The sequence below is a fragment of the Sphingomonas sp. genome, from assembly GCF_032114135.1.
GTDB lineage: Bacteria > Pseudomonadota > Alphaproteobacteria > Sphingomonadales > Sphingomonadaceae > Sphingomonas.
Genome location: NZ_DAMCTA010000001.1, coordinates 904,791 through 919,296, shown reverse-complemented (window position 1 = coordinate 919,296; position 14,506 = coordinate 904,791). Strand labels below are relative to the sequence as shown.

Annotated in this window: 11 protein-coding genes and 1 pseudogene; 3 read left to right on the top strand and 9 right to left on the bottom strand. The window is 65.1% G+C overall.

All coding sequences use genetic code 11. The annotated features are described in order from the left end of the window. Positions 1 to 21: 21 nt before the first annotated feature. On the bottom strand, positions 22 to 1,377 hold the full coding sequence (locus RT655_RS04335) for a serine hydrolase (RefSeq protein ID WP_313535163.1): 1,356 nt from the start codon (positions 1,375 to 1,377) through the stop codon (positions 22 to 24). A gap of 116 nt (positions 1,378 to 1,493) precedes the next feature. Here RT655_RS04335 and RT655_RS04330 point away from each other — a divergent pair, with 116 nt between their 5' ends. After that, positions 1,494 to 2,138 (top strand): glutathione S-transferase, encoded by a 645-nt coding sequence (locus tag RT655_RS04330; RefSeq protein WP_313535162.1) that lies wholly within the window; start codon positions 1,494 to 1,496, stop codon positions 2,136 to 2,138. 291 nt (positions 2,139 to 2,429) lie between these two features. On the opposite strand, the gene RT655_RS04325 is transcribed toward RT655_RS04330, so the two are convergent. From RT655_RS04325 to RT655_RS04315, 3 genes are read right to left on the bottom strand one after another with little or no spacing between them, the layout of a single operon-like run. Continuing rightward, the gene (locus RT655_RS04325) at positions 2,430 to 3,557 is read right to left on the bottom strand and encodes an NADH:flavin oxidoreductase/NADH oxidase (protein WP_313535161.1); all 1,128 of its coding nucleotides are present in this window, start codon (positions 3,555 to 3,557) and stop codon (positions 2,430 to 2,432) included. After that, positions 3,557 to 4,012, bottom strand: coding sequence for a VOC family protein (locus tag RT655_RS04320; protein WP_313535160.1), 456 nt, complete (start codon positions 4,010 to 4,012; stop codon positions 3,557 to 3,559). The genes RT655_RS04325 and RT655_RS04320 overlap by 1 nt, the downstream gene beginning before the upstream one ends. A 2-nt stretch (positions 4,013 to 4,014) precedes the next feature. Further along, positions 4,015 to 4,710 carry a type 1 glutamine amidotransferase domain-containing protein gene (locus RT655_RS04315; RefSeq protein ID WP_313535158.1) on the bottom strand — a complete coding sequence of 232 codons (696 nt, stop codon included), beginning with the start codon at positions 4,708 to 4,710 and terminating at the stop codon, positions 4,015 to 4,017. A 209-nt stretch (positions 4,711 to 4,919) separates the two neighbouring features. On the opposite strand from RT655_RS04315, the gene RT655_RS04310 reads away from it, so the two are divergent. Beyond that, positions 4,920 to 5,783 (top strand): LysR family transcriptional regulator, encoded by an 864-nt coding sequence (locus RT655_RS04310; RefSeq protein ID WP_313535157.1) that lies wholly within the window; start codon positions 4,920 to 4,922, stop codon positions 5,781 to 5,783. A 228-nt stretch (positions 5,784 to 6,011) separates the two neighbouring features. Here RT655_RS04310 and RT655_RS04305 read toward each other — a convergent pair. The 4 genes and pseudogenes from RT655_RS04305 to RT655_RS04290 all read right to left on the bottom strand — a co-directional run. Continuing rightward, positions 6,012 to 6,257: pseudogene (locus RT655_RS04305) on the bottom strand (winged helix-turn-helix transcriptional regulator); the annotation flags it as partial. 69 nt (positions 6,258 to 6,326) lie between these two features. Next, positions 6,327 to 8,357: an L-dopachrome tautomerase-related protein gene (locus RT655_RS04300; protein WP_313535156.1), complete on the bottom strand. Its 2,031-nt coding sequence runs from the start codon at positions 8,355 to 8,357 to the stop codon at positions 6,327 to 6,329. Positions 8,358 to 8,527: 170 nt separating this feature from the next. Beyond that, entirely contained in the window at positions 8,528 to 9,610 is a 1,083-nt protein-coding gene (locus RT655_RS04295) for a catalase family protein (protein ID WP_313535155.1), read from the bottom strand. A 55-nt stretch (positions 9,611 to 9,665) separates the two neighbouring features. Next, on the bottom strand, positions 9,666 to 10,757 hold the full coding sequence (locus tag RT655_RS04290; RefSeq protein ID WP_313535154.1) for an alpha/beta hydrolase: 1,092 nt from the start codon (positions 10,755 to 10,757) through the stop codon (positions 9,666 to 9,668). Positions 10,758 to 10,886: 129 nt separating this feature from the next. Here RT655_RS04290 and RT655_RS04285 point away from each other — a divergent pair, with 129 nt between their 5' ends. After that, positions 10,887 to 11,633 carry a Crp/Fnr family transcriptional regulator gene (locus RT655_RS04285; protein WP_313535153.1) on the top strand — a complete coding sequence of 249 codons (747 nt, stop codon included), beginning with the start codon at positions 10,887 to 10,889 and terminating at the stop codon, positions 11,631 to 11,633. A gap of 172 nt (positions 11,634 to 11,805) precedes the next feature. On the opposite strand, the gene RT655_RS04280 is transcribed toward RT655_RS04285, so the two are convergent. After that, positions 11,806 to 14,415: a M1 family aminopeptidase gene (locus RT655_RS04280; protein ID WP_313535152.1), complete on the bottom strand. Its 2,610-nt coding sequence runs from the start codon at positions 14,413 to 14,415 to the stop codon at positions 11,806 to 11,808. Positions 14,416 to 14,506: the final 91 nt, after the last annotated feature.

The window sequence follows — 14,506 nt, the reverse complement described above, 5'->3', positions numbered from 1 at the left end:
CCAGGCGAGGGGCGCGTGGCGCTAGGGCAGCGCTGCGGCGACATCGGCGGCAAAGCGCGCGATGTCGAAACGGGCTCCGCCAGGATCCTCGCCGCGTCTCACGATCACCAGACGTTGCGCAGGGATAACCATCACATATTGCCCGCGATTACCCTGTGCGGCAAAAGTGCCCACCGGCAGCCCCTGTCGGGGGCCGAACAGCCACATCGTCACGCCATAACCGGGGCCGCTCGGCGGCTGGGGGCCGCTCGGCGTCGTCATGGTGCCTAACCAGCCCGCCGGCAGCAGGCGCTGGCCCGCCCAGACGCCGTCCTGGGACCAGAATAATCCAAGCCGCGCGAGGTCGCGGGCGGTCGACCACACTTGGCTGGAGAGGACATAATTGCCGTGCCAATCCGTCTCCGCGACCGTATGCGCCATGCCGAGCTCGCCGAACAACTTGTTCGGCCACGTGCGATACCGGTCCTCGCCAATCCGCTGCCGTGTGGCATAGACTGCGAGAAGGATGTCGTTGTTCGCATAGCGAAAGCGTGTGCCGGGCTGGGCCTCCAGGGGCCAGGACACCGCTTGCTCATCTACGGCCGTGCCGCCGAAATAGATCGCGTCGGTGCGGTTGCCGGCGGTGTCGCTATGAAGGCCTGACGCCATACGCAGAAGGTTGTCGAGCGTGATCGATTGTCGCGGGTCACCGGCGCTCCACTGCGGCACAACGGCTGGCCCTTGGAGCGCCCCGGCATCGACGAGGCCTATCAGCGTTCCGGCGATCGACTTGCCGACCGACCAGGTCCTGTTCGAAACGTACGGCCCAAAGCCGCTGCCATAGCGTTCTGCAACGATTTTGCCGTCCTTCACGACGATCACGCCGACCGTCTTCGTGCCAGCGCCATAACCACCGGCGAACGCTTTGCCGACGGCTCCGGTCAGCAGCGCGGAAGGGCGCGCCGCGATGCCGGCATCGCCCTGCGGCCATGGGCGGGGATCCGCCTTCGCGATCGGTGGCGGCGCTGCCGACGCCTTGCCCGCCGGCGCCTTGCTGCCGATCGGCAGCGTCACGCAGCCACGGCCATCGCGCCAGATCGCGTATCGCGGTGGCAGCGCGGGGTCGAAGGCGACGGCAACGGACCCATGCGCGCGGTCGATCTGCGCGGTGAGCGTCGGCACGATCTTGTCATATTCGGGATAGATGCCGGTCAGTTCGTCGGCATCGATCTGCGCCGGGGTCCGACCGGCGTTGAAGACGCCCGAGCAATAGAGTGCGGCCTTATAGCCGGCCGCCACCGCGCGTGGGTAGGTGCCGGCCGAAGGCTGGGCGACGATCTGGGCGTTCGCGGGACCTGCCAGGAGCAGGGCGAGGACGACTAACTTTGATATCCGCATCGTCGCATCATTCCATTACCCCCCGGCTACGACAATCCACTTATCTGGAGCGCGCCGTTCAGCGTTCCCCTGTCGAGGGAATTTCTGTGGCAAGGAATAGGCAGTATGCTAGGATAATGGCCGCCCATATCCTGTACAGCTTTCGTCGTTGTCCGTTCGCGATGAGGGCGCGATTGGCACTGGGCATCGGTGGTGTGCGCCATGAGCTTCGGGAGGTCAGGCTTTCCGACAAGCCTGCGGAACTGCTCGCCGCGTCGCCCAAGGGCACAGTGCCGGTGCTTGTGACGGCAGAAGGTGTCGTGCTCGACGAGAGCCTCGCGATCATGCGTTGGGCGCTGCGTATTCGGGACCCGGAAGATTGGCTCGCTCGTGACGATCCCGCGCTGATCGCAGCCAATGACGAAGTGTTCAAGCACCACCTCGACCGATACAAATATTCTGATCGCTATGGCTCGGACCCAACCCGGCATCGTGATCTCGGCTTCGAGTTTCTACAAGATCTGGAGATGCGGATCGGGGTTGGCGGTCAACTCGGCGGCACAAAGGCGGGTCTGACGGATGCCGCCATCATGCCTTTCGTGAGGCAGTTCGCCGGGGTCGATCGAGCGTGGTTCGACGACTTGTTTTTGCCACGGCTGAAGCCATGGCTCGCCGATCATCTCGCTTCCAATCTCTTCGGAGGGATCATGCACAAGGTTTCGCCCTGGTCTTCGGACGGGCCGCCGATCGTCATCGAAGAGCTGACAAATGCGGATCGATGATGTGACGCTAGCTGAGCAAACAGCGGCCAGGCTGCAATTAACGTGCGTCCGCTTTCAGGAGGGAGCCGCACGCCGTTGAATGGCCGACGTTGGGTCTCGGCCACCTCAGCGGCCTGCTGGTGAGCATCCGCACGGACGATACCCCACTTCGACCGGAAGAGGTGATCCCTGGCACCTAGCGGTCGTTCGATATAGTGTTGACCGCCCCGCAAAGTTACGGCGCGCTCCCTCACTCCGCATCCGTCCACGCGATGAATTCAAGCGGAGCGAGAGAGCCCTGGTGGTGAGCGATCAGCAGCGCGGCGTAGACTTGGCCAGATCCATTTCCTTGAGAATACGCCCGGCCTCATGCGGCTCGGACCGCAGATATTGTGGTGGTGCATCCACCGATGCGCCGAGAGCAGCAGCCGCATGCCAAGGCCAGCGCGGGTCCCACAGCACGCCGCGCGCAATCGCGATCGCGTCAGCATCGCCATCCTGAAGGATAGCCTCAGCCTGATGCGGGTCGGTGATGAGACCGACCGCTATGACCGGCATCGACACGGCCTGCTTCACCACCTTCGCGAGCGGCACCTGGTAGGATGGACCGACCGGGATTTTCTGGCGAGGGTCAAGTCCCCCGCTGGACACATGGATCGCGGCACATCCACGGGCTTCGAGTTCTGCCGCAAAGATCGCGGTCTCGTCCACCGTCCAGCCACCTTCGACCCAGTCCGTGCCCGAGACGCGAACCGTCACCGGCTTGTCGGCCGGGGAGGCGGCGCGCACGGCGTCGAACACTTCGAGCGGGAAGCGCATCCGGTTGGCCAGATCGCCGCCATATTCATCCTCGCGCGTGTTGGAGAGGGGCGAGAGGAATTCGTGCAGGAGATAGCCGTGCGCGGCGTGGATCTGGATCGAGTCCAGACCGATCCGGGCGGCGCGCCGTGCCGCATCGGCAAAGGCGTCGCGTATACGGGCGAGGCCATCGTGATCGAGCGCCAGCGGTGGATGCTCGCCGGGTTCGAACGGCAGCGCGCTGGGGCCTAGCGTTTGCCAGCCAAGTTCGGCATCGGGCGCGATCTGAGCGCCTCCATGCCAGGGCTTTGCCGTACTCGCCTTGCGTCCGGCATGGGCGAGCTGGATCATCAACGGCATGTCGGACCAACGGCGCACGCCATCGACGACGCGCTGCATCGCCGCTTCGGTGGCATCATCCCACAATCCGACATCACCATAGGTGATACGCCCCTCGGGCGTGACCGCCGTCGCCTCGATTGTGAGGGCGGCCGACCCCGACATGGCCAGCTGGCCAAGATGGATCAGATGCCAGTCGGTCATCGCACCGTCTTCGGCCGAATACTGGCACATGGGCGCGATCACGATCCGGTTGCCGAGCGACAGCCCACCCACGTCCAGGGGTTCGAAAAGCTTGGCCATTACCATTCTCCTACGTTGGGCATCGAAGCCCATGGTTCGGCAGGGGCCTTGTGTTCGCCCTGCTGGAGTAGTTCGATCGAGATACCGTCGGGCGAGCGGACGAACGCCATATGTCCGTCACGCGGCGGGCGATTGATCGTCACGCCGCCGGCCTGCAGCCTTGCGCAGGTCTCGTAGATGTCCGCGACACGGTAGGCGAGGTGGCCGAAGTTGCGGCCACCGATGTAGGTCTCGGCCGGGCTGCCATCCTCGGGCGGCCAGTTATAGGTCAGTTCGACCTCGGCTTGACCGCGTTTGCCCTCGCCGCGCTGATCCTCGTCAGCCGCGAGGAAGATAAGGGTGAAGCGCCCCTGCTGGTTTTCGATCCGCCGGGTCTCCTTGAGGCCCAGCAGTTCGAAGAAGCGAATCGTCGCCTGCGGGTCGGCAACCCGCAGCATGGTGTGGAGATAGCGCATGATCAGGCCCGCTTTGCCGTGAGGGCTTCCATGACCAGCTCCGCGGTGCGCGTAGCCGAAGCGGGGTTCTGTCCGGTCACCAGATTGCCGTCGCGCAGAGCGAAGGGCTGGAAATTGGGGCCGCCCTCATGATGCGCGCCCAGCTCCTTCATGCGGGTTTCGAGCAGGAACGGCACGGCCTGATCGAGGCCCACGGCGCGTTCCTCGCTGTCGGTGAAGGCGGAAACCCGTCGTCCCGCCATGAACGGCGTGCCATCGGGCTTCTTCGCGGAAACAAGTCCGGCGGGACCGTGGCAGACGGCGGCAACAATCTTGCCTTCGCGGTCGAACCGCTCGACCAGCCGCGCAAGGTCTTCGTTGCCGTGATAGTCGAACATCGTGCCGTGCCCGCCGGGCAGGAACACCGCGTCGTAACCCGAAATGTCGATGCTGGTGAAAACGGGCGTGTCGGCGACCTCCGCCTTCAGCGCCTCATCCTTCAGATAGCGCTCGACCGATGCATCATTCTCGCCATCGGCGTTGACGCTGCGCTGGTCGACCGGGATCGCGCCGCCCTTGATCGAGGCCAAGGTCACGTCGGCGCCCGCATCGCGGAAGGCGTAGTAGGGTGTGGTCAGTTCTTCGAGCCAGACGCCGGTCGGCTCGGTGCCGGGCGTCATGCGGTCGGCTGACGTGGCGATCATGAGAATGCGTGTCATCGGCTTGGCTCCTTTGCGTGCCGGATCGGGGACGAGTGACGATGCCGTTGCAGCGATGGCTCGCACCAGCGCCTGTTAGAATGCAGCCTCGATTATCCGTCTGTCGCGTCGATGCTCAATCAGATAGGCCTGATCGCTCATCATCAAACCCAAGGGGAATGGCCCCCATCCATAAATCGATTTATGGAACCGCAATGTCCCTTCCACAGATGCGTACGTTCATCGAAGTCTATCGCCGTCGGTCGCTGAGCGATGCGGCGCGTGCACTCGGCATCACGCAGCCGGCGGCGTCGCAGCACATCGCCTCGCTTGAGGCGCAACTCGGCCATCCGCTCTTCGACCGCCATTCGCGCGGCGTCCGTCCCACGGCGATCGCGGATGATTTCGCCGCCTCGATTGGCGGCAGCCTCGACCGGGCCGAAGCCGCATTGGCAATGGCACGGGCGCGGTCGGTTCGCATTTCGGGGACGGTCCACATCGCCGCGCCCTCCGACCTGCTCGGCGAAATGATCACGCCAAGGCTCGGGCCGCTGCTCGACTCCGGGCTCGATCTGCGCCTGCATATCGGTGGGCGCGATGCGCTTTATGCCATGCTGCTCGAAGACAAAGTGCACCTTGGCATCACCGCATCCCAGCCCGAAGACGCGCAGCTTGCCTATCAGGAGATCGGCAGGGAAGATCTGCGCGCCGTGGCCGCACCCGCCATAGCCGAGCGGATTGCGCACATGCCGTTGAGCGAAGCGCTCAATACGGTGCCTTATCTTGCCTATGACCTCGACCGGCCATTGGTACGCAACTGGCTGGAGGCGAACCAGATCGAGGTAGCGCGGCTTCCGGCCCTGACCGCGCCGGATTTGCGCGTCCTGCGCTCTGGCCTATGCGCGGGATTGGGCTGGACGGTTCTACCCGGCTATCTCACCAGGGCCGAACGTACGGCCTGCACCCTTGTCGAAATTGCAGCGCCTATCGGCGTGCCGACCAACGCATACTATCTTGTCTGGGCCAAATCTTCCTTGCGCCACCCCCGCGTTGCCTTGGCGCGCGATGCGCTGATCGGAGCATTGAGGGCGTGAGCGGTCTAGCTGACTGATCCCGGAGCGCTCGGTACACAGAGACGAACGATTGGCCAGCTCCTGGAAGCGGAAAGAGGGACGCGAACGGCCGACTTCGGGCCAGGCTGATCCAGAAGCGATGGGTGCGATGCTTGTCGAGTCAGGCCCAATGGCCTGCCGTTCAATCCGCTCACGCCCCCAGCCGTCACGCGCAGCGAATAGCTTCTGCATTACGACCATATTGTCGGTGCCCCACTGGCATAACGGCTCGAGCGCGCGGGCGAGACTCTGGCCGAGTTCCGTCAGCGTGTAGTCGACCCGCGGAGGCACTTCCTTGTAGTCGTTCCTGCGCAGGACGCCGTCCGCCTCAAGTTCCTTGAGTTGCTGGATCAGCACCTTGTCACTGACGTTGCGGATGGCGCGCTTTAATTCCCCATAGCGGGTGGGCCCGCGTAGCAAAAAGTCTAGGATCAGCGGCTTCCACTTTCCCGATATGACCTTGTTCGTCGGGCTCTCGTGTTTCGATGTCGGGAGAATAGCGTAGATAGGTCATGGGATGTCCGATCACTTGGCGGGCGCGAAGGAGAACAACTGCGTCCTGATCGACGGCGGGGCGCCGGGTGTGAACCAGTTGGTGTCCTGGATATGGCTGGCGGTGACGTACATCGTCCCGTCCCGCCCTTCAGAGAAGGTGTCGGGCCAGCGCAGGCGGCGGTCGGTCAGCACCGTCTCGACGGTCTCGCCGTTCAGCCGCTTGATCGCATAGTCGGTCGGCGACGTCAGGTAGAGCACGCCTGCCTTGCTCATCCACAGGCCGTCAGCGACATGGGTCTGCGCGACCGTCTTCACCGCTGCCGCCCTGTCGGCCTCGCTGACGTCTGACCGCAGCTTGGCAGTATCGATCGAATAGAGCGTCTTGCCGGTCAGCGCCTGGTAGTAGAGCGTCTTGCCGTCCTTGGAGATGGCGATGCCATCGGCGGCGAAGGCAGGCTGGCGTCCATCGGGGCGGACGAGCGGCTTGCCGTCGAGCGTGACCTTCACCGTCTTGTCGATCTGCGTCGAGGCGTGCCCGTCGAGCGCGCGGTGGCTCTTGCCGCTTTCCAGGTCGACGACGATGATCGCGCCGCGCGTGCCGCTGTCGGTGATGTAGCCGGTCTTGCCGTCGGGCGAGAAGCGGATGTCGTTGAGGTAGGTGCCCTGCAACGCCACGTCGCCGGGAACCAGGATCGTCTTCGTCACCGTATTCGATGCCAGATCGATGCGGACGAGCTTGGGTGCGCCTTCGAGGATTTTCTCGTTTCCGGGGGCACCGGGATCGAGCACCCAGAGGTTGCCGTGGCCATCGGGCACGATCGACTGCACGCAGACGAAATAGTCGCCGACCGGCAGTTCGTTGGCGCGGGCGTTGCGCCAGCTGTTCCACTTGGCGTCGGGATAGGGGCGCAAGCTGCCGTCCTTCATCACCTCGGCAACCGAGATGGGCGCGTCGTCGGTCCAGCGGGGGAAATTGACGAAGCGCCGGCCATCCTCAGTTACGGCGATGCCGGTAACCTGATGATCAAACTGCGCCACTTGGGTCAGCTGCGAGCTGCGCCCTTGCGCGTGGGCAACGCCGGCTGCAGCAGCGGCAATCAGGCCGATGGCGGCGATCCCGGCGGCATAGGGGGCGGCTTTCTTCATGGTCAGGCTCCTGTCGATTGTATCGGTGAGCGCGGCAGGGTCGCCGGCGAAGAGGGTAAGGAGGTGGCGCACCACCGCTTGCGGGTTCTCCCGCTGCGGAAAATGGCCGACCCTGGTCATGGTGATGCGCGCGAACGGCCCGGCGAATTTCGCTTGCACGTCCTTCGCGGTCGAGGGCGGGTTCACGCCGTCGGCATCGCCGTGGATGTAGAGCGTTGGCAGAGACAACGTATTGGTCGCCTTGACCTTGTCCTCCAACCAGGCACTTCGTGGATCAGATTCCGCTTCGTCCCAGCGCGCGCGATAGCTGTGGAGTGTCACGTCGGCCCAGTCGGCATTGTCGAACGACCGAGCGACACGGTCGAACGTCGCCTCGTCGAACCATCCCGGCGGCGACCAGTTGACCCAATGGAGATGGGTGAACCCACGCCGGTCTGCACGTACCGCCTCCGCCCCGCGCGCGGTCGCCATGAACCAGTGATACCATTGCTGCTGGGTCTGCTCGAATGGCGGCGTCGGCATGCCGCCAAGCCGGGGCGAGGTCGACAGCATCGCCATCCGCTCTACTCGATCGGGCCACCCGACGGCCAAGGCCTCGGCGGTGTTTGATCCCCAGTCGTGTCCGGCGACCATGAAGCGGTCGATGCCGAGTGCGTCGAGCAGCGCGATCATGTCGATCGCGAGTATCGCACTGTTGCCGGTTCGCAGGGCGTCGTCGTTGTGGAAGCGCGTGGCACCGAACCCACGCAACGTCGGGACGATGACGCGGAACCCTTCCGCGGCCAGCGCGGGTGCCACCTGATCCCATGTCGACGCGTCATCCGGCCAGCCGTGGATGAGGAGCAACGGCTGCCCCTGCTCCGCGCCGTAAACCGACACCTCCATGTTCAGGTTGCCAGTGGTAATCATCGGCATTCGTCAGCCTCCTGGCGGTGCAACCTTTTGCGTGGCGTGGTGGACTCTGCCGCTCCATCAATGCTTTGGATGCGCCGACAGGATCACGCTCAGAACGGCCAGCGCCCCGTTAATCTCCACGCCGACCTGCCAACGTCGAGCGTCCACGGGTCGCACGCCACCTTCGCTGGTTAGGCACGACCGCCAGAAGGCTCGTGGTAGGGGCAGCCGTTCACGCGGGCGCGAAAGTCGGCGGAGTGTCGGTAGGTCTCGTTGCGTGCCCGGTTTATGTTCCCGAGCGGTCGGTGTGCGGCAAGCCCGGTCCAGATCGAGAAGCGCATCTCCTCGTTGATCCGCTGGACCTTGTCCTCGCTCAGGCTGTCCTGTTTGGCCGCTCGGATGGTCGCCACGGTCTGGAAGGGCGCATCGCCCTGCTTCCACTCGACGGTCGGATCTTCGACCGGTTGCTCCTCGAGATCCCGGCAGAGTTGGACCCGGACCTCCCATTCCATCTCAAGCACCTGGGCCTCCGATCGGATGACGACGCGCAGCGCATCGGGGCGGGTGCTGGCATCGATCGTGCTGCCGGTCTGATCGGTGAGATCCTTCGATACCGGGAAGACGGCGAATTTGGCGATGTAGTCGCCATAACGGAACGGCGTGACGCTGAAGTAGGTCTCGCCAAGCGGATCGGAGTTGGGTGCGCCGCCGAGCGTCTGCACCTTCGGGCTCTCGATACCGACCGCGCTCAGCACGGTGTTCACGCCGCGCAGCACCGTTGACATCGCCTCCTTGGTACCCTCGAGCTTGTCGGTGGTGCCTGCCAGGAGCTTCAGGTTGCCCAGGAACTGGTCTGCGGTCTTGTTCTGGAAGACCGGGCCGTTGACCATGACGAAATCCTGCGTCCGTCCGTCGGCATCGGGCAGGCGTTCGCCTTCGACGTCCATGACCTTCAGCGCCAGGCCGCGCGGCAGGCTGATGGTATCCGGCAGGATGTCGCCCGCGTTGGTCGAGAAGCGCATGACGACCGTGTGCTCGCCGGGGGTGGCGAACAGGCCCTGGGCCAGTTCGGGGGGAAGGCCGTCATGGACGGTCAATACCCCCTCCAGGAAGCCGTGCGCCTTGGCGTGGACCGAACGGACCGCGTGACCGTAATCCTCCGCTGTCGTCTCGAGGATCTTGTCGAACGTCTGGTTGAGCTTCGTGATCGTCTCGGCTTCGTCGGGTTGCACGTCCTCCATGTCGGGAGAATACAGGACGGGGGTCTGGGTCATGGTCGTTGGTCCTCTCCGGCAAGGAGGCGGCGGCTCGACGCCGCCGCCGTAGCGCTCAGCGGCGGGCTGCAGGCGCGTCGAACGCGGTCTTCAGCCGTGCGACTGCGAGATCGTTCGCCTGCTTGGCGCCATTCACGACCTTGGCCATGCCGAAGAACTCATGGGTCACACCCGGGAAGGTCTTCTGCTCGACCTTGTCACCGGCCGCCCGCATCGCGGCCGCCAACGTCTCGCCATCCGAGCGCAGCGGATCGATCTGCGCGTTGATAATCGTCGTCGGCGGCAGACCACGCAGGTTGGCCGCGACCAGGTTCAGGCGCGGATCCTGTGCATCCGCCTTGCTCGTCTGGTAATAGTAGCCGAACCACGGCAGCATCGCAGCATTCAGCGGCTTGGCGTTCGCCGAGTCCCGCCGCGAGGGCAGCGTCATGCTGCTGTTCGCGATCGGATAGACCGACACGATATGTCGCGGCACTGTCAGGCCGTTGTCGCGCGCGTAGATCGCGGTCGCGACCGCGAGGTTGCCGCCGGCGCTCTCGCCGACCGTTGCGATCCGCGCAGGATCGCCGCCCCAGCTCGCCGCATTCTGCAGCGTCCAGCGATAGGCGGCGGCCGCATCGTCATGCTGCGCCGGAAACTTGAATTCGGGCGCATGGCGGTATTCCACCGAGACGACGATCGCGTTCAGCGCCTTTGACATGGCCCGCGGCGCGGCATCGTAGGTATCGACGTCGGCGATGACCCAGCCGCCGCCGTGATAGTAGACGATGACCGGCATCGGCTTACCACCGGCGGGCGCGCTGGCCGGCTTGTAGATGCGTGCGAACTGCTTGGGGTCGCTGCCGTACGGCAGGTCCCGCGTCGTGACCGACGGATCAGGCGCGCTCGACATACCTTTCTTTTGCATCGCCGCGTTGGCTCCGTCCGCAGCCGAGGGCTGCATACGGGCTTCCGCAGGCGTGAGCGTCTCGATCGGCTTGCCGCCGAGCGACGCGAGCGCGTCTAGGACCGACTGCATGTCAGGTGCGGCCTTCGGGGGCTGCACTGATGTCGCAGGAGGCGGTGGCGGAGGAGGTGCAGTGATCGAGCGGGCCGACTGGGCCAGAGCCGGAACGCCTGCGATCGCGGTCGACGCGGCGATCAGCATGGAAATGGTTCTGCGCAAATATTCCTCCTGTAACTATCCATTTCCAAACCATCGGGCGACCTCCAGCGTTTCGGTACGAAAGTAGACCCAAGCGTTTGGGCAGCGAGGTTCGAGAGTATGGGCGGCGGCATGGATGATATGGCTTCGATGGTGGATGGGTCGCGCAGGTCCAACGCGCTGCCCTGTGAGGCGAATGCGCTGCTGCGTCTTTTGAATGACGCTGACCGCACCGCCCTTGCGCCGCATCTGGAACCGGTACCGTTTCGCAATGGCGACATGATCGCACGCGCCGGCGATGCGGCAGACAGCATCTGCTTCCCGTTGACCGGTATCGCTGCGATACTCGACTCGCTCGAGGGCGACCGCCGCTACGCGGTCGCGCTGGTCGGAAGCGAAGGGTTCATCGGTTGGCAGTTGTTGCTTGGCAACGGGCGCTGGTCGCATGACGTGGTGATGAGGGCCGAACACGGCACGGCGATGCGGCTGTCGGCTGCGGCGTTGAACGAGATACTGGCCGAACGTCCGGCGATCCGAACCGTCCTGCTCCGCTTCGTCGACGTGGTCATGACCCAGATGTCGAGGACTATCGTCTCGTCCCTCGCGCACTCGATCGAGCGGCGGATGGCACGCTGGATCCTGCTCTACCACGATCGTGTGCGGGAGGACGACATCTGCATGACGCACGAGGAGTTCAGGCTCATGCTCGGCGTCCGTCGCAGCAGCGTCACCGACGCCCTGCACAAGCTTGAAGAGGATGAGGCTGTCCGCTCCGTACGCGGGCGCGTGATCGTGCGCGACAGGGAGCGGCTGCTGCTGCTCGCTGGCGACACGTACGGGTTCGCCGAGGCGGAGTATCGGCGCCTACTCGGCCTCTGATCCTACAGATGTGTAGACGGCGCCTAGGGCGACCTCAGTGGCTGCTCAAACAGTCCGCATCGCCATTGGTTCGTCCTCAAATTCGGACGAGCAGTAGAGATTGAGATGAACGAATGACCGCAGCTGGGAAGCGATAAATATGTCGCGAATGGCCGGAATTGGGTCTTCTTCATTAAATATCGGCGGCGGACACTGTAAATGCTGCGGTCCTGATACGCACGGTCAAAGCCAGTTCGTCGCGTGCGGTCAAAACCTTGCGACGTACATCGAGGGGAAGTGTGGGTTGCGCCTCTAGGAACCGATCGACGACGTCGAGCGCCGCCGCATCGCGCTGGCCGCCGATGAAAGCGTCGATCCAGGCGGGCAGGAAGAAGATGCGCCGGTTCTGGCGAATCCATTCGAGTCGGTCGAGCGCCGGACGAAGGAAGGGCAAAGTAAGTTCGGCCTGCTCGATGGTGTTGAAGGCGCCGAGGCTTTCGCTCGCCCAAGCTTCGTTGAGCGTGGCATCGTCGAAATAGCGGCTGAAATAGGCCGCCTTGACGGCGCGGTCGGGCGTCGCCGCGCGGGCGACGAAGGCGTCCTTCACGGCCTCGCTCGATTGGTCGAGACGCTGTTCGGTCGCGTAGAGCGCAGTGGCGTCGGGCGCGCCGATGGCGATCAGGCGGCGGACGATCGCCCAGCGCGTCGGCTGGCGGATCGCGGCCCCGACAAACGTCGTGCGGCCCGCCAGCAAGTCGCGCAGCCGGCCGAGGGCGAGCGGCGTCCGCGCGGTTGCGATCAGGCGATCGAGCGCGTCCTTGCGCAGGCCGTAGCCGAGCGTGGCGTCGTCGATGCGGGCGAGCAGCGCCTGTTCCCATCGCGTCCGCAGCGGCGCGGATGCGTCGTCGGGCAGATAGACGTCGAGCGCGGCGGCGCCGCGTGACAGGATGATGCGCGAAATCTGCTCGTCGGTCTCGGCGGGCAGGTGATCGAGCAGCATCGCGATATAGCGCGCCGGAGCGAAGCGGACGTCGCGGACCGTGTCCCAGACCGCGCTCCACAGCATGGCGCGGAGCAGCGGGTCCTTGACCGTGCCGACATGCGCGACGATCCAGGTGAGGGTGCGATCGTCGGGCAGGAACAGGCCGTATCCCTGGTCGTCGTCGTTCGGCCAGACATAGTCCGGCACGGGCAGCCCCGCCGCCCCCGCGACCGTGGCCGTCTTTCCGTCGAAGGCGGCATCGAGCACGACGTCGGGGCGGGTGTGATAGCCCAGCCGAACCCGGACCTTCATCGGCCAGGCGCCGCCGGCATCGCCGGGCAGCGCGCGAACCGGCTGCTGGACGAGCGTCAGCGAAGTGATCTTGCCGACCGCGATCCTAAGCTGCGTCTCCACGCGCGGCAGGCCCGCGCGCAGGACATATTGTTTGCCGAATGTCGTCAGATCGATGCCCGACGCGCCACCGACCGCGCCGAGCAAATCCTGCCAGGTCGCGTTGCCATAGGCATGGTCGGTCAGGAAACGGTGCAGGCCGCGGCGGAACCCCGCCTCGCCGACCAGGAAGGCGAGCTGTTTGATGACCGCGGGCGCCTTGTTGTAGACGATCGGGCCGTAATTGCTCTTGGCGGCCTCGAGATTGGCGAGCGGCTGCCACAGCGCCTGCGTGCCGCTGGTCGCATCGGCGCGATAGGCGGGCGTCTTGGTGGATAGCAGGAAGGTGGTCCAGGCGTTGCTCTCGGGCAGAAGCTCCGCCTGGATGCGCGCGGCCATATAGGTCGAGAAGCCTTCCTTCAGCCACAGATCGTCGAACCAGCGCATGGTGACGTCGTCGCCGAACCATTGATGGCTTATCTCGTGATAGATTGTGGCGTCGCGGCCGACGCGTTGCGGCAGCGTCGGCGGCTCGCGGAAGATGAAGCGGTCCTCGTTGTAGAAGACCGCGCCGACATGCTCCATGCCGCCGAACGGGAAGGCGGGCGCGAGCAGCAGGTCGAGTTTGGCGAAGGGGAAGGGGATGCCGAACCAGTCGCTGAGCCAGCGCACCGCAGCCCGGTTGGTCGCGATCTGCGCCTCGGCATCGACCTCGGCGCGGCGCGAGGCGCGCGCGTAAAGGCTGATCGGGCGCTCCCCCGCGGGCGCCGACGTCCAGCGCGTCCAGGGACCGGCGGCGAAGGCGGCGAGATAGGTGGAGATCGGCTCGGTTTCGGCAAAGCGCCAGCGCGTGCCGCCGGTCTCAGGCTGTTGCCCGTCCAGCGGACCGTTGGCGATCACCGTCCAGCCGCTCGGCGCGGTGATCGTCCAGCGGAAATACGCCTTCAGGTCCGGCTGGTCGAAACAGGGGAACAGCAGATTGGCGTCGGAGGGGACGAGCAACGTATAGAGATAGGTCTGGCCATCCTTGTCGTCATGATAGCGGATGATGGCCGCTCCCGACGCCGCGATCGGCGTGGCAAACCTTGCCGAGACGATGTTGGGGCCGGTCTTCAGGAGTGATGCGGGGAGGGCGAGATGCCCGTCGACTCGTCCCTCGGCCGATAGCGGACGGCCGTTGACCATCAGATCGGCGAGCGTGGGGCCGCGAAAGTCGAGGACCAGATCGCCGCTGTCGCCCGCGCGATCGAAGCGGATGACGACCGCGCCCGCGGCGGTGTCCTTCGCGGTCAGGTCGAACGACAGGTCGTAGCGGACGCCGGATATCTGCGCCGCGCGCGCCCTTGCGAGGTCGAGCGAAATGCCGCGTCCGACGGTGCCCTCCGCCGACAGCCCGGCGGCGCGCGTGCGTGCTGCGGTCCAGAGCCCCATCGGTGCGAGTATCGCGGAGCGGAGCAGCGTACGGCGTGTGTCGAGGAAGTGCAGGTCGGCCCCCTGTCGTGGTGGAGCGCCGATCCTAAGA

Bases quoted from the DNA above. Each gene is read 5' to 3' on its own strand.
- RT655_RS04290 (WP_313535154.1), bottom strand. From the start codon at position 10,757: ATGCTGATCGCCGCGTCGACCGCGATCGCAGGCGTTCCGGCTCTGGCC.
- RT655_RS04330 (WP_313535162.1), top strand. From the start codon at position 1,494: ATGGCCGCCCATATCCTGTACAGCTTTCGTCGTTGTCCGTTCGCGATG.
- RT655_RS04335 (WP_313535163.1), bottom strand. From the start codon at position 1,377: ATGCGGATATCAAAGTTAGTCGTCCTCGCCCTGCTCCTGGCAGGTCCC.
- RT655_RS04320 (WP_313535160.1), bottom strand. From the start codon at position 4,012: ATGCGCTATCTCCACACCATGCTGCGGGTTGCCGACCCGCAGGCGACG.
- RT655_RS04325 (WP_313535161.1), bottom strand. From the start codon at position 3,557: ATGGCCAAGCTTTTCGAACCCCTGGACGTGGGTGGGCTGTCGCTCGGC.
- RT655_RS04310 (WP_313535157.1), top strand. From the start codon at position 4,920: ATGCGTACGTTCATCGAAGTCTATCGCCGTCGGTCGCTGAGCGATGCG.
- RT655_RS04285 (WP_313535153.1), top strand. From the start codon at position 10,887: ATGGATGATATGGCTTCGATGGTGGATGGGTCGCGCAGGTCCAACGCG.
- RT655_RS04300 (WP_313535156.1), bottom strand. From the start codon at position 8,357: ATGCCGATGATTACCACTGGCAACCTGAACATGGAGGTGTCGGTTTAC.
- RT655_RS04280 (WP_313535152.1), bottom strand. From the start codon at position 14,415: ATGGGGCTCTGGACCGCAGCACGCACGCGCGCCGCCGGGCTGTCGGCG.
- RT655_RS04295 (WP_313535155.1), bottom strand. From the start codon at position 9,610: ATGACCCAGACCCCCGTCCTGTATTCTCCCGACATGGAGGACGTGCAA.
- RT655_RS04315 (WP_313535158.1), bottom strand. From the start codon at position 4,710: ATGACACGCATTCTCATGATCGCCACGTCAGCCGACCGCATGACGCCC.